At 65.9% G+C, this 20664-nt stretch carries 16 protein-coding genes, 1 other RNA gene and 1 riboswitch; of the genes, 8 read left to right on the forward strand and 9 right to left on the reverse strand.

Annotation, left to right across the window (positions count from 1 at the left end; all coding sequences use genetic code 11):
• Position 1: 1 nt before the first annotated feature.
• The 9 genes from mraY to rsmI form a co-directional block, all read right to left on the reverse strand.
• On the reverse strand, positions 2-1102 hold the full coding sequence (mraY, locus tag B0E46_RS01740) for a phospho-N-acetylmuramoyl-pentapeptide-transferase (protein ID WP_077553967.1): 1101 nt from the start codon (positions 1100-1102) through the stop codon (positions 2-4).
• A complete protein-coding gene (gene murF, locus B0E46_RS01745) occupies positions 1092-2459 on the reverse strand; it encodes a UDP-N-acetylmuramoyl-tripeptide--D-alanyl-D-alanine ligase (protein WP_077553968.1) in 1368 nt (455 codons plus the stop codon). Before murF ends, mraY begins: the two co-directional genes overlap by 11 nt.
• Entirely contained in the window at positions 2456-3961 is a 1506-nt protein-coding gene (locus B0E46_RS01750; protein WP_077553969.1) for a UDP-N-acetylmuramoyl-L-alanyl-D-glutamate--2,6-diaminopimelate ligase, read from the reverse strand. Before B0E46_RS01750 ends, murF begins: the two co-directional genes overlap by 4 nt.
• On the reverse strand, positions 3958-5775 hold the full coding sequence (locus B0E46_RS01755; protein WP_077553970.1) for a penicillin-binding protein 2: 1818 nt from the start codon (positions 5773-5775) through the stop codon (positions 3958-3960). The genes B0E46_RS01750 and B0E46_RS01755 overlap by 4 nt, the downstream gene beginning before the upstream one ends.
• Positions 5775-6035 (reverse strand): cell division protein FtsL, encoded by a 261-nt coding sequence (gene ftsL / locus B0E46_RS01760; protein ID WP_174567053.1) that lies wholly within the window; start codon positions 6033-6035, stop codon positions 5775-5777. The genes B0E46_RS01755 and ftsL overlap by 1 nt, the downstream gene beginning before the upstream one ends.
• 5 nt (positions 6036-6040) lie before the next feature.
• A complete protein-coding gene (rsmH, locus tag B0E46_RS01765) occupies positions 6041-6994 on the reverse strand; it encodes a 16S rRNA (cytosine(1402)-N(4))-methyltransferase RsmH (RefSeq protein WP_077553972.1) in 954 nt (317 codons plus the stop codon).
• Positions 6995-7044: 50 nt separating this feature from the next.
• Positions 7045-7491, reverse strand: coding sequence for a division/cell wall cluster transcriptional repressor MraZ (gene mraZ / locus B0E46_RS01770; protein ID WP_077553973.1), 447 nt, complete (start codon positions 7489-7491; stop codon positions 7045-7047).
• 314 nt (positions 7492-7805) lie between these two features.
• Positions 7806-8172: RNase P RNA component class A (gene rnpB / locus B0E46_RS01775), an RNA gene on the reverse strand.
• Positions 8173-8290: 118 nt separating this feature from the next.
• Complete coding sequence (rsmI, locus tag B0E46_RS01780) at positions 8291-9124, reverse strand: 16S rRNA (cytidine(1402)-2'-O)-methyltransferase (protein WP_077553974.1); 834 nt, start codon at positions 9122-9124, stop codon at positions 8291-8293.
• Between the two features lie 81 nt (positions 9125-9205).
• Here rsmI and B0E46_RS01785 point away from each other — a divergent pair, with 81 nt between their 5' ends.
• The 8 genes from B0E46_RS01785 to metK all read left to right on the forward strand — a co-directional run bounded on the left by B0E46_RS01785 (position 9206) and on the right by metK (position 20560).
• Complete coding sequence (locus B0E46_RS01785; protein ID WP_077553975.1) at positions 9206-11128, forward strand: penicillin-binding protein activator; 1923 nt, start codon at positions 9206-9208, stop codon at positions 11126-11128.
• Entirely contained in the window at positions 11128-11484 is a 357-nt protein-coding gene (locus B0E46_RS01790; protein WP_077553976.1) for a YraN family protein, read from the forward strand. The genes B0E46_RS01785 and B0E46_RS01790 overlap by 1 nt, the downstream gene beginning before the upstream one ends.
• Positions 11485-11735: 251 nt before the next feature.
• A complete protein-coding gene (locus B0E46_RS01795; protein WP_077553977.1) occupies positions 11736-13106 on the forward strand; it encodes an FAD-linked oxidase C-terminal domain-containing protein in 1371 nt (456 codons plus the stop codon).
• A gap of 46 nt (positions 13107-13152) precedes the next feature.
• On the forward strand, positions 13153-13749 hold the full coding sequence (locus B0E46_RS01800; RefSeq protein ID WP_174567049.1) for a uracil-DNA glycosylase family protein: 597 nt from the start codon (positions 13153-13155) through the stop codon (positions 13747-13749).
• A gap of 223 nt (positions 13750-13972) precedes the next feature.
• Positions 13973-15250 (forward strand): nucleoside permease, encoded by a 1278-nt coding sequence (locus tag B0E46_RS01805; RefSeq protein ID WP_077553978.1) that lies wholly within the window; start codon positions 13973-13975, stop codon positions 15248-15250.
• A 42-nt stretch (positions 15251-15292) separates the two neighbouring features.
• On the forward strand, positions 15293-16279 hold the full coding sequence (gene dusB / locus B0E46_RS01810) for a tRNA dihydrouridine synthase DusB (protein WP_077553979.1): 987 nt from the start codon (positions 15293-15295) through the stop codon (positions 16277-16279).
• 122 nt (positions 16280-16401) lie between these two features.
• Positions 16402-16611: riboswitch (cobalamin riboswitch) on the forward strand.
• Positions 16612-16804: 193 nt separating this feature from the next.
• The gene (gene metE, locus B0E46_RS01815; protein ID WP_077553980.1) at positions 16805-19105 is read left to right on the forward strand and encodes a 5-methyltetrahydropteroyltriglutamate--homocysteine S-methyltransferase; all 2301 of its coding nucleotides are present in this window, start codon (positions 16805-16807) and stop codon (positions 19103-19105) included.
• 255 nt (positions 19106-19360) lie between these two features.
• Positions 19361-20560, forward strand: coding sequence for a methionine adenosyltransferase (metK, locus tag B0E46_RS01820; protein ID WP_077445842.1), 1200 nt, complete (start codon positions 19361-19363; stop codon positions 20558-20560).
• The last annotated feature ends 104 nt before the right edge of the window (positions 20561-20664 follow it).

The following is a 20664-nucleotide window of genomic DNA, read 5'->3' on the forward strand; positions in this document are numbered from 1 at the left end:
CTCAGCGCACCTTCAACGTGGCGAGACCGACCAGCACCAGCACCACGCTGATGATCCAGAAGCGCACGATCACCCGCGGCTCCGGCCAGCCCTTCAATTCGAAGTGGTGGTGGATCGGCGCCATGCGGAACACGCGCTTGCCAGTGAGCTTGAAGCTGGCGACCTGGATCATCACCGAGGCGGTTTCCATCACGAACACCCCGCCCATCACCAGCAACACGATTTCCTGGCGCACGATCACCGCCACGCAGCCGAGCGCCGCGCCCATCGCCAGCGCACCGACGTCGCCCATGAACACCTGCGCCGGATAGGTGTTGAACCACAGGAAACCCAGCCCCGAACCGGCCAGCGCGCCGCAGAAGATCGCCAGCTCGCCGGCACCGGGGATCGAGGGAATGCCGAGGTATTCGGAAAACACCTTGTTGCCGGCCAGGTACGCGAACACGCCGAGCGCGCCGGACACCAGTACCGTCGGCATGATCGCCAGGCCATCCAGGCCGTCGGTGAGGTTCACCGCGTTGGAGAAGCCGACGATCATGAAGTAGGTCACCACCACGAACAGCAGGCCAAGTGGCAGCACCACGTGCTTGAACAGCGGTACGTAAAGCGCGGTCTCCGCCACCGGCAGGCCGGCAACCGCTGCCGGCGCGCTGTGATAAAGGAACAGCGCCGCACCGAGGCCGAACACCGACTGCCAGAAATATTTCCAGCGACTGGCCAGACCGCGGCTATCCTTCAACACCAGTTTCTTGTAGTCGTCGTAGAAACCGATCACACCGAAACTGATCAGCACGGCCAGCACGATCCACACATAGCGGTTATGCAGATCGGCCCACAGCAAGGTGGCCACGCTGACCGAGAGCAGGATCATCACGCCGCCCATGGTCGGCGTGCCGGCCTTGACCAGATGCGTCTGCGGACCATCGCTGCGCACCACCTGACCAGCCTTCAGCGCAGCCAGCCGGGTGATCAGCCACGGCCCGCACAACAGCGACATCGCCAACGCGGTGAGCGCCGCCATGATCGTGCGGAAGGTGATGTACTGGAACAGATGCAACGCGGTGAAATGCCGTGCCATCCAGTCCGCCAGTTCAAGCAGCATCGGATGCGCCCTCCTCTTGCCCGGGGTTTCGCAATGCGGCAACCACCTGTTCCATACCCGCCGAGTGCGAGCCCTTGACCAGACAGGTCACGCCGCCATGCAGGCGCGACCGCAAGGCAGCGACCAGCGCCGCCTTGTCATCGAAATGCTCGCCATGCATGCCGAACGCCGCGACGGCAGCGGCCCCCAGCGGACCAACCGCAAACAGGCGCTCGATGCCACGTTTGCTGGCGCGGGCACCGACTTCCGCATGCAGCGCGCGCGCGTCCGCGCCCAGCTCGGCCATGTCGCCCAGCACCAGCCAGCGCTCGCCCTGCGCCAATGCCAGCGTGTCGATCGCCGCCGCCATGGAACTGGGGTTGGCGTTGTAGCTGTCATCGATCAGCGTCCAGCCAGCCGGCATGGCCTCGCGCTTGAGCCGTCCCGCGACCGCGCTCGCCTGTTCCAGTCCGGCCGCGATCGTCGCCAGCGGCACATCCAGCGCCAGCGCGATCGACGCGGCAGCCAGCGCGTTGGCCACGTTGTGTCGTCCCGACAGCGGCAACGCCACCTCGGCATCGCCCACCGGCGTGCTCAACACGAAACGCGACCCGTCCACACGCTGCTCGATGATCTCGGCACCCACATCCGCCTTGTGCTCGAGACCGAAGCGCAGCACCCGGCGCGTGCCGGCCAGGCCGCTGAAGAAACTGGCGAACGCATCGTCCGCATTGATGATCGCCACACCGTCGGCCGGCAGCGCCTGGTACAGCGCGCCCTTGGTCTCGGCGACACCTTCCACGCTGCCCATCCGCTCAAGATGCGCCGGCGCGATGATGTTGACGAGGCCGATATTGGGCCTTGCGATGGCAGCGAGGTACGCGATGTCGCCCGGCTTGCCGGCGCCCATTTCCAGCACCGCGTATTCGGCGTCCGCGGGCATCGCCAGCAGGGTCAGCGGCAGGCCGATCTCGTTGTTGTAGCTGCCGGCATTCACATGGGTGCGGCCATGCAGCGACAGGATCGCCGCGGTCAGCGTCTTCACCGTGGTCTTGCCGTTGGAGCCGGTGATGCCGATCACCCGTGCGCTGCGCTGCGCGCGCACCGCGCTGGCCAGGTCACCCAGCGCCAGCTCCACGTTGTCCACCAGCACCTGCGGCAACTCGCTGTCGACCTTGCGTTCGACCAGTGCCGCCACCGCGCCGTTCGCAGCCGCCTGGGCGAGGTAATCATGCCCATCCACGCGCTCACCCTTGAACGCCGCGAACAGGTCGCCCGGCTTGAGCTTGCGGGTATCGATCGCGACACCGGTGACCTCGACATCGCTGCCGAAAAGCTGTCCGCGGGTCCACACGGCAATGGCGCTCAGCGGCATCATGCGCGCGGCTCCCGGCTGATCCGTTCCAGCGCGGCATGCGCCACCGCCAGGTCGTCGAACGGACGCTTGCCGGCCGCGCCCTCCTGGTAGGTTTCATGGCCCTTGCCGGCAATCAGCACCACGTCGCCGGACTGCGCCAGCTGCAGCGCCTGGCCGATCGCCGTCGCGCGGTCGCGCTCGACCGTCATGGCGCGTGGCGCCTGCATGCCGGCCACGATCTGCGCCACGATGAGGTCGCCATCTTCGCCGCGGGGGTTGTCGTCGGTGACGATGGCGATATCCGCCAGCCGCGCGGCGATCGCGCCCATCAGCGGACGCTTGCCGGCGTCACGCTCGCCGCCGCAGCCGAACACGCAGATCAGCCGGCCGCTGCAATGTGCGCGCACCGCGTTCAAGGCCTGCTCCAGCGCGTCCGGCGTGTGCGCGTAATCGACCACCACCAGCGGCAGGCCATGCAGGCCACCGAGCCGGCTCATGCGACCGTTGACCGGTTGCAGTTGCTCGACCGCCGCCACGATGCGCTCGAACGGTTCGCCCAGCGCACCGAGGCAGGCCACCACGATGAGCAGGTTCGCCACGTTGAAGCGACCCAGCAGATGGCTGTTCAGCGCATGTGTGCCCCATGGCGTGCGCAGCCGGAATGCCAGCCCTTCGGCCGAAGTGGCAACCGCGCTGGCGGTGATCTCGGCCCCGGCCGCGTCGGCCATGCTGAAGCGCAAGGGCTTCACGCCGGCGGGCAGTTGCGTGGCCAGTTCGCGACCGAACGCATCGTCCAGGTTGATCACCGCACTCTGCAGGCCCGGCCACGCGAACAGCTTGGCCTTGGCCGCACCGTAGGCTTCCATGCTGCCGTGGTAATCGAGATGGTCGCGGGTGAGATTGGTGAACGCCGCGACCTCGAAATCGACCGCGGCCACGCGCCCCTGTTCCAGCGCATGCGACGACACTTCCATCGCCACATGGCTGACACCGGCCTCGCGAAACTCAGCCAGCAGGCCCTGCACGCTGATCGCGTCCGGCGTGGTGCGCTCGCCCTCGCGCAGCTGGCCATGCACGCCCGCGCCCAGCGTGCCGATGCTGGCGGTGCGACGACCGAGGAAAGTCAGCGCCTGTGCCAGCAGCTGCACGCAGGAGGTCTTGCCATTGGTGCCGGTGATGCCGACCACACGCATCGCCTCGGTCGGGCGGTCGTGGAAGCGGGCGGCAATTTCGCTGACCTGGTCGTGCAGGCCATCGATCCACAGCAACGGCACATCCAGTGCTTCCACCTCGACGGCAGGCGCCTCGGCCAGCACCACCTGGGCCCCGCGCTGCACCGCACTGGCGGCGAACTCGATGCCATGGCCCTGGCTGCCGCGCAACGCGAAAAACGCGTCGCCACGCCGCACCCGGCGCGAGTCCAGCGCCAGCCCGGACACCACGATGCGACCGGCGCCCGGCGTCGCGGCAATCTGCGCGTCGGCAATCCCCAGCAGCAGCTGATCGAGGTGGCCCGTATTCATGGCGTCGCCTCGTCGACCGGCGCTTCCTCGATGTTCGGCGCGACGGGCGGCTGGTTCCCGGTCAGCCCGTTCTGCACCTGCAAGGGGCCACCGACATACCAGCGGCCGATGTTGTCCGGCGGGATATCGAGCAGACGCAGCGCGCCCGCCATGACCGTCGCAAACACCGGAGCCGAGACCAGGCCACCGTAGTAGCTGCCCTTCTTGGGGTTGTCGACCACCACGGCCGCCACCAGCCGTGGATTGGTCGCCGGCACCATGCCGGCGAAGGCTGCGCCGTAGTTGTTCTTCGAGTAGCCGCCCGCCACCGCCTTGTGCGCCGTACCCGTCTTGCCGGCCACGGTGTAATTGGCGATCCAGGCATACGGTGCCGCCGTACCGCCGGGCTGGGTGGTGGTTTCCAGCATGCTCACCAGTTGCTGGGCAACCTGCGGCTCGATGATCACCTTGGGGTCGCTGTCGTTGCCCTTGACGAAGGTCGGCGAATGCATGACGCCGCCATCGGCAATCGTCGCGTAGGCATTGGCCAGCTGCAGCACAGTCACGTTGAGGCCATAGCCATAACCCAGGATGGCCTTTTCCAGCGGCCGCCAGTCGCGTCCGATCTTGAGGTAACCGGACGCTTCACCGGGAAACCCGCTGTTGGTGCTGTTGCCAAAGCCGAACGCGCGATAGGTGTCGTACATCAGCCCGGTATCGAGCTGCATGGCGATATGCGCTGCGCCGACATTGCTCGATTTGGTGATCACGCCGGTCGGCGTCAACAGTCCGTAATTGTGCGTGTCGTGGATGTCGTGGCCCTGGAAATACCAGTGCCCGCCGGTGGTGTCGATCGCCGGACCGGTCGGCGTGAATTTGCCGCTGGACAATGCCGCGGCCATCAGCACCGGCTTGATCGTGGAGCCTGGCTCGAGCACGTCGGTCATCGCGCGATTGCGGCGATTCGACGCCGAGGTGCTGCCTACCGCATTCGGGTTGTAGGTCGGCAGGTTGACCATCGCCAGCACTTCGCCGGTTTTCACGTCGATGATCACCATCGAGCCGGAATCGGCCTGCGACTTGTCCAGCGTGTTCTTCAGTTCGCTGTAGGCCAGGAACTGGATGCGCCGGTCGATGCTCAGGGTGAGGTCGCGCCCAGGCTGCGGCGCGCGCACCTGTTCCAGGTCCTCGACGATGTGGCCCTTGCCGTCCCGGATCACCCGCTTGATGCCCGGCTTGCCGGACAACCAGTCGTCGTAAGCCAGCTCCAGACCTTCCTGGCCGTGGTCGTCGATATTGGTGAAGCCGAGCACGTGCGCGGTCACTTCGCCGGACGGGTAGTAGCGCTTGAATTCGCGCTGGCCGTTGATGCCGGGAATGTCCAGGTCGAGCACGGCCTGTGCCGCGGTCGGCGACATCTGGCGACGCAGGTAGACGAACTCGCGATCCGCGCGCTGCTCGAGATACTGCTTGATGTTGGCCGGGTCGTCGTTCAGCGCCTTGGCCAGCGCCGGAATGCGGTCGGCGTTGTCCAGTACCTCGGACGGATTCGCCCAGATCGACATCACCGGCGTCGACACCGCCAGCGGCTCGCCGTTGCGGTCGAAGATGGTGCCGCGCGACACCGGGATCTTCATCTCGCGCAGGAAACGCGCGTCGCCCTGGCTCTGGTAGAACTGCTTGCGCACCACCTGCAGGTCGAACGCGCGCGCAACCAGACCGATCGAGGCCAAACCGAGCAGGCCGACCACCACCGTCATGCGGCGGCGGGCGCTGGGACCGCTGCCGTGGCGACGACCTTGCCGGGCTGGCGTGCTGTGATCGCGCCAGCCCATCAGTGCAGCAACCGGATGTCTTGCGGGCGCGGATCGACCATGCCCAGTCGCTGCCGCGCCTCGTCGTTGATGCGCCGCGGTTCGGCATACGTGGCCTGCTCCAGTTCGAGCTTGCCGTATTCGATGTTCAGCTCGTCACGCTGGTTCTGCAGCATGGTCAGGTCGACGAACAGCACGCGGCTCTCATGGCGCGTCCACACCACACTGATCGCACTGGTCAGCACGGCCACGAGCAGGATGAACATGAACACGGCGCCGATGGCCTTCATGCGCGCCCTCCCTGCAGCAACCCCTGGCCGGGCAACTTTTCCGCCACACGCAGCACCGCCGAACGCGAACGCGGATTCACCGCGATCTCCGCCTGCGACGGAAACTGTGCCTTGCCCACCGCCGCCAGACGCGCCGGCGTCGCCTGCACCGGCGGCCCGCGCCGGCTGTTCTGCACGCGGCCGGAGTGGTCGCGGATGAACAGCTTCACCGCGCGGTCTTCCAGCGAATGGAAGCTGATCACCGACAACCGGCCGCCCGGCTTGAGCCGTTCCAACGCGGCGTTCAGGCCCTGCTGCAACGCGTCCAGCTCGCCGTTCACGCGGATGCGCAAGGCCTGGAAGCTGCGCGTGGCCGGATGCTTGCCCGGCTCGCGGCGACCGGCCACGCGCTCGATCAGCGCAGCCAGCTGGCCGGTGCGGGTGAATGGCGCGGTGGCACGATCCTCGACGATGGCGCGGGCGATGCGCCGGCTGTGGCGCTCCTCGCCGTAGGTCCACAGCACGTCGGCGATTTCGCGCTCGTCGGCATGCGCCAGGAAATCCGCGGCGCTTTCGCCCTGGGTGGTGTCCATGCGCATGTCCAGCGGCGCATCGGCCATGAAGCTGAAGCCGCGTGCAGCCTCGTCCAGCTGCGGCGAGGACACGCCCAGATCGAGCAGCACGCCATCCAGACCGGCCGCGGTTTCGTCCCACTCGGCCAGGCTGGAGAAATTCGCATGGCGGATCGTCACGCGCGCATCGTCGGCAAATTCGGCCTGCGCGGCAGCAATCGCGGTGGGGTCACGATCCATCAGCAACAGCCGGCCGGTGGGGCCGAGGCGCGACAGTACGGCGCGGGCATGGCCACCGCGTCCGAACGTACCATCGAGATAACGCCCGTCAGACTGCACGGACAGACCCTCCACCGCTTCACCCAGCATCACCGGGATGTGCCGCAACTGCTCGGCCATGCCGCACTCCCGCCCCGTCCATACCGATCCACTGCGCCCACCGTTGCCGGTTACAGGCGCAGAACTGCCATTTCGTCTGTGATGTCGTCTTCGCCGATGCTCTGGCGGATCTTGGCCAGGTGGGCCTGCTCACTCCAAAGCTCGAACTTGTTGCCCATGCCCAGCAGCACCGCCTTCTTCTCGATGCCCGCCGCCGCACGCTGGCTGGCCGGCAACAGCACCCGCGCCGCGCCATCGGGCTCGACCACCGCGGCGGCGCCGACCAGCTTCATCTGCATGTCGCGATGGGCGGCCTTCACCTTGGGCAGTGCGTTCACCTGATCGCGCACCTGCTCCCACTCGGCATGCGGGAACAGCCACAGGCAGCCCGGCTCGAACGGGTTGTAGGTGACCACCAGACGATTGCCGCACTCGCCCGCGACCAGGTCGCGATATGCGGTCGGGATGGCCAGGCGGCCTTTGTCGTCAACGGTGATGGCGGTTTCGCCCTGGAACACAGTATCTAGACTCCACTAAAACCCACGATTTCACACTGGAACCCACGATAATCTCGCCCCATGAGACTGTCAAGGGAAATTCGCTTGTGAATCAAAGAGAAAGGCGAAGTTGTGACGGTATTTCCAGCGTTTTCTCATGAACCTTTGCAAGGTGCTTGAAAGCAAGGGTTTTTTTATTTCATGACCCCGTGCCCGATGGCACCGAATCAAGCGTGATTCGGTGTTTCAGGCGCATCCGGGATGAACCGGCGTTCATTACCGGGTACCGCACACGCTTCCGGCGCGGACATGCCGCGCCGGAAGCGTTCGCAAAGAGGTGGAGTCGGCCTGTAAGCCGGGTTCTGTACGTCTTGCGACGCGACAGTCATTCCTCTCGGCCAGACGTCGCCGCCTGGCTCCAGCAACCTACCCGGGAACAACGCGGGCCGCGTTATCGTTCCCCTATTTGGTCTTGCTCCGAGTGGGGTTTACCGTGCCGTACGACGTTGGCCCCGTACGCGGTGCGCTCTTACCGCACCCTTTCACCCTTACCACGCACATCCGGAGATGCCGTTCGGCGGTCTGCTCTCTGTTGCACTGGCCGTCAGCTCACGCTGCCCAGGAGTTACCTGGCACTCTGCCCTGTGGAGCCCGGACTTTCCTCGATGCACTTGCGTGCGACGCGACTGCCCGGCCGACTCCGGGGAGAAGAATACAGGAGTGAGGAGAGAGGAGTGAGAAGTGAGAGAAAAGCCGCTGCATGCGTGCTTGCCCTCTCTCACTTCTCACTTCTCACTTCTCACTTCTCACTCCTCTCTCCTCACTTCTCGCTCTCGTAGAGAGCCTTGCGCGGTGCACCCGTGATCGCTGCCGCCAGCTTCGCCGCCTTCGCCGGCGGCAGTTCCTCGCGCAGGATCGCGAAAATGCGCTGACCTTCGGCGAGCTTGGCATCGACCTCCTCGCCGCGGCCGGCGACCAGGATCACGCATTCGCCGCGCTGCTGGTCCGGATCGGCTGCAACCCGCGCCGCCAGCTCTGCCAGCGGCTCGCCCAACACGGTCTCGAACATCTTGGTCAGTTCGCGCGCCAGCACGGCTTCGCGCTCGGCACCGAAGACATCGCGCATGTCGGCCAGACTCTCGGCCACGCGGTGCGACGACTCATAGAAGATGAGCGTGCGCGCATCGCCGGCCAATTCCTGCAGGCGACTGCGCCGCGCTGCCGCCTTCGGCGGCAGGAAACCCTCGAACACGAAACGGTCGCTGGGCAGCCCGGCCACCGACAACGCTGCGATCGCCGCGCAGGCGCCCGGCACCGGGATGCAACGGATGCCGGCCGCGCGCGCGGCGCGCACCAGGCGAAACCCCGGATCGCTGATCAACGGCGTGCCGGCATCGGAAATCAACGCCACCGAATCGCCACCCTGCAGCCGCCGCACGATCGCCTCCACCGCATCGCGCTCGTTGTGCTCGTGCAGGGCGATCAGCGGCGTGTCGACATTGTGATGCACCAGCAACGGGCGGCTGTGGCGGGTATCCTCGGCGGCGATCACCGCCACCGCCCGCAAGGTTTCGATCGCGCGCGTGGACAGGTCGTCGCGGTGACCGATCGGGGTGGCGACCACCCACAGGCAGCCTGGTTGAACGGATGACATTTGAAAACTCCTGCGCCGCGGGCCGGCAAGACGATCGGCTATGATCGCGCATTGATGACCATGACGACCAAGGGATCTCCCATGCGCTTCATGCGCCTCTCGCGCACCGCTGCGATCGGACTGGCGTTTTCGCTCGCGCTGGTCGCCTGCGTGCCGACCAACGTGCCGCGCTCGCCGGCGGAAATCGCCGCCGCACAAAGTGCCGCCGCGATGGCACAGCAAGGACAGTTCGACCAGGCCGCGCAGGCGTATCTCACGCTGGCCACGCAAGCGCCGGGTCACGCCGACAGTTACCGCCTGCTCGCTGCCGAAGCCTGGCGCGAGGAAGGCCAGATCGAACGCGCCGCGGCGACCCTGGACAGCATCAAGCGCCAGCGCCTGAGCGGCGACGAGCCGTTGCGCCTGGACCTGTTGCGCGCCGAACTGGCGCTGAGCCGGCACGATGCGCAGACCGCGCTGCAGCTCACCACCCAGGCCAATGTCAGCGTACCGGCCGCCATGCAATTGCGCCTGCTGGAGTTGCGCGCCCGCGCGATGCAGGCCAATGGCGACAACTGGGGTGCCGCACGCACCCGCGTGCAGATGGATGACCAGCTGAGCGGCTTCGACCACACCCAGAACCGGCGGCAGATCCTCGATCTGCTCGGCAAGGTGGATCTCGATTCGCTCAAGCAGCGTGCCGCCGCAATGAAGCCGGGCGACCGCATGCTGTCGTGGGCGAACGAGGCACTGACCCGTCGGGGCGTGGCCGTGGCACGTCCGCAACCGGATCTGCAGCAGCCGGTCGGCACCCTGCTGCCTGGCGCCAACGCAAACGTGCGCGAAGGCTACAAGGCGCCCGCGCAACTGGCCCTGCTGCTGCCCAGCGACGGCAATTACGCCGCAGCCAGCACGCCGATCCGCGAAGGCTTCTTCGCCGCCTATCTCGATGCCGGCCACAACCACGCGCCTCGTCCGGTCGTGCGCGTGTATGACAGCCACGGCACTGCCGACGGCGCCGTCAAAGCGTACCAGCAGGCCGTCAGCGACGGCGCCAACCTGGTGGTCGGCCCGCTGACCCGCGGCGAAGTCTCCGCCGTGTTCGGGCAGGCGCATCTGCCGGTGCCGCTGCTCGCACTCAACCACCCGGACGATCGCCAGCTGCCCACCGGCGACACCAGCGAGTTCGGCCTGCTGCCGGAGACCGAGGGCGCCCAGGCCGCCGACCACATGATCGAACGTGGCCTGCATCATGCCTATGTGCTGGTCTCCAACGACGATTTCGCCCAGCGCGCGGCCAGTGCCTTCAAGGCCGAGTTCGCTGCCCGCGGCGGCCAGCTCGACAGCATGCTGACCCTGACCAGCTTCACCGACGCGGTCAGCGGGCTGAATATCCCGCACGCCAGCCCGACCCCGGCCAGCAGCTCCAGCAGCGCAAGCGGCGGCGACACCGCGGCAACACCGACAGACGCCGCCAGCGGCGCCGGCAGCGACATGGGCATCTTCATCAGCATGCGGCCGAACCAGGCGCGCATGCTGGTGCCGCAGCTGCTGATCGCCAACATCCATCTGCCGATATTCGCCACCTCGCACGTCTATGACGGCAGCGACGATGCCACCGCAAACCGCGACCTCGACGGCGTGGAGTTCTGCGACTCGCCATGGCTGTTCAATGCGCAGCCGGGCCTGCCCAACCATGACGACATCGCGGCCCAGTTGCCGGCCGCCCGCGGCAGCGCCGCACGGCTGTTTGCGTTCGGCATGGATGCATGGAGCCTGGTGCCGTACCTCGACTGGCTGCGCACCCATCCGGGCAGTTACATGCCCGGCGCCAGCGGCCAGCTGACCGCCGACCAGTTTGGCCGCATCCGCCGCGTGCTGATCTGGGCCAAGTTCCAGGATGGCCTGGCACGACCCCTGACCGGCAGCCTGCAGATGGACGACGTGCCCTCCGGCGCACCGCCCACGGACAGCGCACCGGCAAGCCCGTCGTCGACCGGTGCCGGCGCGCCCATGCCGGGCTGATGCGCGCCGCCGGCGACTCCTTCGAGGCGCGCGCCTGTAGCGAACTCGAGCGTGCCGGCTTGACCTTGCTGGCACGCAACTACAGCACCCGCCACGGCGAACTGGATCTGGTGATGCGCGAAGGCGATACCGTGGTCTTCGTCGAAGTGCGTTACCGCCGCAGCGCCGGCCACGGCGATGCGGCCAGCTCGGTCACCGCCAGCAAGCAGGCCAGGCTGATCCTCGCCGCGCAGCACTGGCTGGCCGCCCATCCGCAGCATGCGCAACGCGCCTGCCGCTTCGACGTGGTCAGCTACGACGGCCCAGTCGATGCCATCCGTCGCGACTGGCTGCGTGGCGCATTCGAGGCCGGTTGAGCCAACGGCCTGCCGCCGAATCCGCTGGAGCGCCCAAGGGGGATCTCGAAAAACTATCGTCATTCCTGTGAAAGCAGGAATCCAGCGACTTCAAGCGACTAAATCTGAAGGCACTGGATCCCTGCTTTCGCAGGGATGACGAGCAAAAGCCGGGTTTTTCGAGATCCCCCTTGGGCACTCCCTGCGCATAGCCGTGACGGCAGCGAAACCCTTGCACGCCGAAATTCCCGCGAGTGGATTACGCTTCACGCATGCCGCTCTCCACCGAACTGCTCGCCCGCCTGCGCGAAATTTTCCCCGCCGATGCGCTCGCCGACGGCGAGGCCGAACGGATCGCCTATTCGTACGACAACTCGCGCCAGCACGCATTGCCCGATGCCGTGGCCTTCCCCACCGAACATGCCCAGGTCGAAGCACTGGTGCAGGCATGCCGCTCGTACAAGGTGCCGGTGATCGCACGGGGACGCGGCAGCAATACCACCGGCGCCACGGTGCCGGTGGACGGCGGCGTGGTGGTCAGTTTCGAACGGATGAACCGGATCCTGCGCATCGATCCGGACAACCGCCTCGCCGTGGTCGAACCCGGCGTGTTGAACGGCGACCTGCAACAGGCGTTGGCGCCGCACGGGTTCTTCTGGCCACCCGATCCCTCCTCCGCCCCCTGGTGCAGCATCGGCGGCAATCTCGCCTGCAACTCGGCCGGCCCGCGCACGGTGAAATACGGCAGCCCGCGCGAGAACACGCTGGGCCTGCGCGCGGTGGCCGGCAACGGCGAAGGTTTCCGCTGCGGCACGTATACCAGCAAGGGCGCCACCGGCTACGACCTGACCCGCTTGCTGATCGGCTCGGAAGGTACGCTGGCGCTGATCACCGAGGCCACCTTGAAACTCACGCCAAAACCGTCCGCGGTGCGCACGCTGCGCGCAACCTATCGCGATGTCGGCAGTGCCGCGCGGGCGGTGGCGCGGATCATGGCGCAGCCGGTGACGCCATGTGCGCTGGAGTTCATCGACGACGTCGCACTGAAGCTGGCGCATGCGCATGGCGGCGACAGCGTGCCGCTGGCCGGCGCGATGCTGATGATCGAGGTCGATGGCGAGCCGGAAACCCTGCCTTCCGCCGTGCAAGCCGTCTCGCGTGCGGCGCGTGGCGATGGCCTGGAAGAGCTGCGCCTGGCGGAAACCGCCGAGGAAACCCGCGCGCTGTGGTCGGCGCGCAAGGCGCTGTCGCCGGCGCAGCGCACGATCTCGCCGAACAAGATCAACGAGGACGTGGTGGTGCCGGTCAGCCACCTGCCCGAACTGGTCGACGGCATCAAGCGGCTTTCGGCGCAGCACGACGTGCCGATCGTCACCTTCGGCCACGCCGGCAACGGCAACCTGCATGTGAACCTGTTGCCGCGCGACGCAGCCGAACGCACGCGTGCACACGCCTGCCTCGCCGACGTGTTCGCACTGGTGATCCGGCTGGAAGGCACGCTCTCGGGCGAACACGGCATCGGCATGATCAAGCGCGAATTCATGCCGCTGGCGCTGTCAGCGAACACACTGGGACTGATGCGCAACATCAAGAGCGCCTTCGATCCGGACGGCATCCTCAATCCCGGAAAGTTGCTGCCGTGAACAGCAAGAGGCCACGCTTTTGTTCTCGTCATTCCGGCGATATCCCATGCCTGACGCCATCGACAAGCTGCTGACCGACATCCGCGCCTGCCGGATCTGCACGGCGCACCTGCCGCTGGGCCCGCGTCCCGTGCTGCAGGCATCGGCCACAGCGAGATTGCTGATCGTCAGCCAGGCACCGGGACGCAAGGTGCACGACACCGGCATTCCGTTCAACGATGCCAGCGGCGAACGTCTGCGCGAATGGTTGAACATCGATCGCGACACCTTCTACGACGCCAGCCGCATCGCGATCGTGCCGATGGGCTTCTGCTTCCCCGGCACCGGCCGTGGCGGCGACCTGCCACCGCGACCCGAATGCGCGCCGACCTGGCATCCACGCCTGTTGCCGCTATTGAAACAGGTTCGACTGACCCTGCTGATCGGCCAGTACGCGCAGGCCGGCATCCTCGGCGTGGCGCGCGGCACGCGCCTCACCGACACGGTACTAAGCTGGCGCCATCATCTCGCCCATGGCCGGCTGCCACTGCCGCATCCCAGTCCACGCAACCGCTTGTGGCTGGTGCGCAATCCATGGTTCGAGGCCGACTTGCTGCCGCCGCTGCGCGAACGCGTGGCTGCTGTCCTGCATGCAGCAACCTGAAAGGCCGCCCGCAGCAGCGCACAGGATGCACCTACAAATTCGGGAGGCTCGCGATGGAGATGGCCAGCGATTTTCGCGGGTTGCCGCTTTTGCCGGCTCCGCGCCACGGTCGCTGCAGCGCGCCTTGCCGGTTCCCGGCGGCTTCCTCTAACCTGCCCCGGCTGGTGGCCACGGGGCAGTTCCCTCGGCTGCGTCAGGGGACATACATGCCGGATACTTGCCCGTGAATCTGAAGCTTCGCCTGATCGTGATGAACTTCATGCAGTTCTACATCTGGGGGGCGTGGCTGCTGACCATCGGTACGTGGTGGTTCCAGACCTTGCACTGGTCGGGCACCAGCTTCGGCGCGATCTTCTCGACGATGGGCATCGCCTCGCTGTTCATGCCTTCGCTGGCCGGCATCGTGGCGGACAAGTGGGTCAACGCCGAACGGCTGTACGGCCTGTTCCACATCCTGGGCGCAGCGGTGCTGCTGGCGATCCCGCACGCGGGCGATCCGCAGCAGATGTTCTGGGTGGTGCTGCTGTACATGTGCTTCTACATGCCCACCATCTCGCTCTCCATCGCGGTGGCGTACAACGCGCTGAAGCAGGATGGGCTGGACGTGGTGAGCACCTATCCGCCGATCCGCGTGTGGGGCACCGTCGGTTTCATCGCCGCCACCTGGACCACCAGCCTGCTGGGCTTCAAGGCCTCCGCCGCGCAGTTCCACGTGGCCGCGGGCGCTTCGCTGCTGCTGGGCCTGTATGCCTTCACCCTGCCCAAGTGCCCGCCCAAGCTCGATGCCGCGTACAGCCGCAGCGTGATGGATCGGCTCGGCCTCACCTCGTTCGTGCTGTTCAAGAACCGCAACATGGCGGTGTTCTTCATCTTCGCCATGCTGCTCGGCGCGGCGCTGCAGCTCACCAACGCCTACGGCGACGCCTTCCTCAGCGACTTCGTCAAGGTGCCGGCCTACGCCAACCTGCTGACGGTGAAGTACTCCACCATCATCATCTCCATCTCGCAGTTCTCCGAAACCGCGTTCATCCTCACCATCCCATTCTTCCTCAAGCGCTTCGGCATCAAGGCGGTGATGACGATGAGCATGCTGGCCTGGGTGCTGCGCTTCGGCCTGTTCGGCTTCGGCAACCCGGCCGACGGCCTGTGGATGATCGTGCTCTCCTGCATCGTCTACGGCATGGCGTTCGACTTCTTCAACATCTCCGGCTCGCTGTTCGTGGAGAGCCAGGCCGACCCGAAGATCCGCGCCAGCGCACAGGGCCTGTTCATGCTGATGACCAACGGCGTCGGCGCGGTGCTGGGCAGCCTGATCGCGGGCTGGATGATCGACCGCTTCTTCATCGACCATGCCTGCAACGACACCGTCGCCATCTGCAAGGACTGGCACGGCATCTGGCTGGCCTTCGCCGGCTATTCGCTGGTCATGGCCTTCCTGTTCGTGCCGCTGTTCCGGCACAAGCACCGGGCGCAGACGCTGCAGGCCCTGCCGACGCATTGACACCGCCGGGCCTGCAACGGCCCGGCCGGCTACAATGTGCGGATGCGCATCGGCCCCTACCTCATCGACCCGCCCGTGGTGCTCGCCCCGATGGCGGGCGTCACCGACAAGCCGTTCCGCCTGCTGTGCAAGCGGCTGGGCGCGGGGCTGGCCGTGTCGGAGATGACCAACGCCGATCCACGCCTGTGGCATACGCGCAAATCGTTGCAGCGGATGGACCACGTCGGCGAACCCGAACCGGTCAGCGTGCAGATCGCCGGCTACGATCCGGCGATGCTGGCCGAGGCGGCCCGATTCAACGTCGCCAACGGCGCGCAGATCATCGACATCAACATGGGCTGCCCCGCGAAGAAGGTCTGTAACGTATGGTCGGGATCGGCCCTGCTGCAGGACGAACCGCTGGTGGCGCGCATCGTCAAGGCCGTGGTCGATGCCGTCGAGGTACCGGTAACGCTGAAGATCCGCACCGGTTGGGACCGGCAGAACAAGAACGCACTGAACATCGCGCACGTTGCCGAGGACAACGGCATCGCCGCGCTGGCCGTGCATGGCCGCACCCGCGCCGACAAATACGAAGGCGAAGCCGAGTACGACACCATCACGGCGGTGAAGGCAGCCGTGCGCATCCCGGTGCTCGCGAACGGTGATGTCAGTACGCCGCAGCAGGCGCACCACGTGCTCGACATCACCGGCGCCGATGCGCTGATGATTGGTCGCGGCGCACAGGGTCGGCCGTGGATCTTCCGCGAGATCGCGCACTACCTGGCCACCGGCCAACTGCTGCCCGAGCCCGAGCCGGCCGAAGTCGCCACGATCCTGCTCGGCCATCTCGAACAGCTCTACGCGTTCTACGGTGAATTGCAGGGCGTGCGCATCGCGCGCAAGCACCTGGGCTGGTACGCCAAGGATCGGCCGGAGAATGCCGCATTCCGGCAGGTGGTCAATCGCGCCGAATCGGCCGATACGCAGTTGCGCCTGACCCGCGAGTATTTCGCTGCACTCGCTGCCGGCGAACGCTTGGCAGCCTGAACCACGATCCCCGTGTCTGGCCCCGGTCGATTCGACGAAAACGATTGGTCGATTGGCGGCAAGCCAGCCTGTCGTTCCTGCATCACCCGATGCATGGTTTGACTTCGGACGTCCATACGGCTAATTTTTGCCACGCTGATGGTAACTATCTCTTCATGCGAATAAAGAGATGACTCAAGGGAAGCCGGTGTGAATCCGGCGCTGCCCCGCAGCGGTATGTGGAAACGACCTCCGTTACATGCACTGGACGCGATGCGTCCGGGAAGCGACGGACAGTAGGCTGAGCCGTACGTCCACGAGCCCGAATACCTGCCTCAGCCGGAAGCGTGCATGCGCGCTTCTGTCCGACCTGGCGTTTCCGCGGGGGAACACCGGAGCCCGTGCGCCCTCCGTCATATGCGGATGATGCGCTGGCTTCGCTCATCCCGCGGCAGTGCCGGCTCGCCCGCGGGGGCGAAGGTCAAAGGCACAGCGATCATGCTGGTCATCCTTCGTTCCTCTTTGCCCATTGCAAGAGGAAATCCAATGTCACTCGTTACCTATTCAGGCTTTCCGCGCATCGGCCTCAAGCGTGAACTCAAGCGCTCGCTTGAATCACACTGGCGCGGTGAAATCAGTGCAGAGGCGCTGTCCGACACCGCCAGCATGTTGCGTCATCGGCATTGGCAGCTGGCCGCGGACGCCGGTGCCGATGTCGTGCCGTGCAATGACTTCAGCCTGTATGACCATGTACTCGACACAGCCGTGCTGTTTGACGCCATTCCGTCGCGCTATCGGCCGCTGTTCGCCAAAAACCCCCTGGACGGCTATTTCGCGATGGCCCGCGGCCACAAGCGCGACGGCCATGACCTGCATGCGCTGGAAATGACCAAATGGTTCGACACCAACTACCACTACCTGGTGCCCGAACTGGAGGCTGGTCAACGTTTTGCGCTCAGCGGCGACAAGCCACTCGCTGAATTCCGCGAAGCGCAGGCACAAGGTCATCGGGCACGCCCCATACTGCTCGGCCCGGTTTCGTTCCTGCTGCTCTCCAAGGCTGTCGACGGCAGCGACCGCCTGGCGTTGCTGGACAATCTGCTGCCCGTCTACGTCGAGCTGCTCGAACAACTGGCGGACGCCGGTGCCGACTGGGTGCAACTTGACGAGCCCTGTCTTGCGCTCGATCAGGATGACGATGACCACGCCGCTTATCGGCGTGCCTACGCTGCACTGGCCAGGGCGCGCACACCACGACTGCTGCTGGCGAGTTACTTCGGCGCCTTGGGCGACAACCTGAAGCTGGCAACTGCGCTGCCGGTGGATGGGCTGCACATCGATCTGGTGCGTGCGCCGGAACAGCTCGACAGTGTGCTGGACGCGCTGCCGCCCAGCCATATCCTCAGTGTCGGCGTGGTCGATGGGCGCAACATCTGGCGCAGCCAGCCCGAGCGCGTGCTGCCGCTGTTGCACAAGGCTCGGGCGCGCATCGGCAGTGAACGCCTGTGGCTCGCACCATCCTGCTCGTTGCTGCACGTGCCGATCGATCTCGCGGCGGAAACCACACTCGATCCAGCGCGCCTTGCCCCCATGGCGTTCGCCCGGCAGAAAATCGAGGAGCTGCGCGTGTATGCCGATGCGCTCGCCGGCCTGCCGGAAGCCGACGCCGCACTGGCGGCGCAGCAGGCCCTGTTGACTGCACAGGCACATGCACCTGGCGTCATCGATACCGGGGTTCGCAGCCGCCTGCGCGCACTCAACCCGCAGGCGACCTTGCGTCGCTCCGGCTATCCCATACGCCAGCTGACACAGTCCGAGACCTTGGCATTGCCGCCGCTGCCGACCACCACGATCGGCTCCTTCCCGCAAACCGACGAGTTGCGCAAGGCGCGTGCCGCCCATCGTGCCGGCAGGCTGGACGATGCCGCCTACAACGCCCTGCTGGAAGCCGAAGTCGAACGTGTAGTGCGTTTCCAGGAACACATCGGTCTGGACGTCCTGGTGCACGGCGAACCCGAACGCAACGACATGGTCGAGTACTTCGGCGAACAACTGGATGGCTATCTGTTCACCAAGCTTGGTTGGGTGCAGAGCTACGGTTCGCGCTGCGTGAAGCCACCGGTGATCTATGGCGATATCGCCCGTCGCGCACCGATGACCGTGCATTGGTCGAGCTACGCGCAATCGCTGACCGAAAAGCCGATGAAGGGCATGCTGACCGGCCCGGTGACGATGTTGCAATGGTCGTTCGTGCGCGACGATCTGCCGCGCGAGACTGTCTGCCGGCAGATCGCGCTGGCCTTGCGCGACGAAGTGCATGACCTGGAAGCCGCCGGTATCCATGTGATCCAGATCGACGAGCCGGCGCTGCGCGAAGGCCTGCCACTGCGCCGCAGCGAGTGGCCTGCGTATCTGGCATGGGCCATGGAATGCTTCCGCATCACCGCCGGCGGCGTGCGCGACGCGACGCAGATCCACACGCATATGTGCTACTCGGAGTTCAACGACATCATCGATGCGGTGGCCGCGATGGATGCCGATGTGATCTCGATCGAGACCAGCCGCTCGCGGATGGAACTGCTCGACGCGTTCGTGCGCTTTCGCTACCCCAACGGCATCGGCCCGGGCGTGTACGACATCCACTCACCGCGCGTGCCCGAACCGGCGGAAATGCTCGACCTGCTGCACAAGGCGCTCGACGTGCTGCAACCGGACCAGCTCTGGATCAATCCCGATTGCGGGCTGAAGACCCGAGGCTGGCCCGAGGTGGAGCTGGCACTGCGCCACATGGTTGGTGCCGCGCAGCAGTTGCGAAGCGAACTCAAACTGCTGGTATGCGACTTTTAACCCTCCTCCTGCTCATAGGCTCCTCCCCCTGCTCGCAGGGGGAGGCTGGGAGGGGGTTACCCGGCCTTGCGACAGAGATCAAAAGCACCCTTCCCCGGCCCTCCCCTGCGCACAGGGGAGGGAGCGCCAAGGGCGACTGAACATGCGCCTAACCCCGCAGCCACCAAAATCAGCCCGGGCTGCAAAACCGGGAGCGTCGATGTATCATGTCGGGCTTCTTTATCTCTCTATCCGCACGAAAGGATATATACCGCGATGTCCAACTACCTGTTCACCTCCGAATCGGTCTCCGAAGGCCATCCGGACAAAGTCGCCGACCAGATCTCCGACGCCGTGCTCGACGCGATCCTCGCGCAGGACCCGCGCGCCCGCGTCGCTTGCGAAACCATGGTCAAGACCGGCGTGGCGATCGTCGCCGGCGAGGTCACCACGAGTGCCTGGATCGATCTGGAGGCGCTGACCCGCAAGGTCATCGTCGACATCGGCTACAACTCCAGCGAAGTCGGTTTCGACGGCGAGACCTGCGGCGTGCTGAACCTGATCGGCAAGCAGTCGCCGGACATCAACCAGGGCGTGGACCGCAAGAACCCGGAAGACCAGGGTGCCGGCGACCAGGGCCTTATGTTCGGCTATGCGACGAACGAGACGAAGGACATGATGCCGGCGGCGATCTACTACTCGCACCGCCTGGTCGAGCAGCAGGCCAAGGTCCGCAAGAAGAAGAACTCGCCGCTGCCATGGCTGCGCCCGGATGCCAAGAGCCAAGTCACCCTGCGCTACGAGAATGGCGTGGCGACCGCGATCGACGCCGTGGTGCTGTCGACCCAGCACGATCCGAGCGTGAAGCAGAAGGACCTGATCGAGGCCGTGCGCGAGCACATCCTCAAGCCCGTGCTGCCGGCCAAGCTGCTGCACAAGGGCACCAAGTTCCACATCAATCCGACCGGCAAGTTCGTCATCGGTGGCCCGGTGGGCGACTGCGGCCTGACCGGCCGCAAGATCATCGTCGACACCTACGGCGGCTGGGCCCGTCACGGTGGCGGTGCGTTCTCGGGCAAGGATCCGTCCAAGGTCGACCGCTCGGCCGCCTACGCCGCGCGTTACGTGGCCAAGAACATCGTGGCCGCCGGCATTGCCGACCGCTGCGAAGTGCAGGTGAGCTACGCGATCGGCGTGGCGCATCCGACCTCGATCTCGGTGACCACGTTCGGCACCGGCAAGATCAGCGACGAGAAGATCGAGAAGCTGATCCGCAAGCATTTCGACCTGCGCCCTTATGGCATCCTCAAGATGCTCGACCTGGTCCATCCGATGTACCAGCAGACCGCCAGCTACGGTCACTTCGGCCGTACCCCGTACGAGATGAAGGATGCCAGCGGCAACACCTTCACCGCGTTCTCGTGGGAAAAGACCGATCGCGCCGAAGCGCTGCGCAAGGATGCCGGACTGAAGTAAGCCGGTAACATTGCTGTGATGTGCTGACAAGAACGGGCCGACTCAAACGGCCCGTTTTTTTATTCAGAGCCAACGCCATTCGCAAGAAATAGCGACATGGCTCA

It is taken from the genome of Rhodanobacter sp. B04, from assembly GCF_002001125.1.
In the GTDB taxonomy this organism is placed as follows: domain Bacteria; phylum Pseudomonadota; class Gammaproteobacteria; order Xanthomonadales; family Rhodanobacteraceae; genus Rhodanobacter.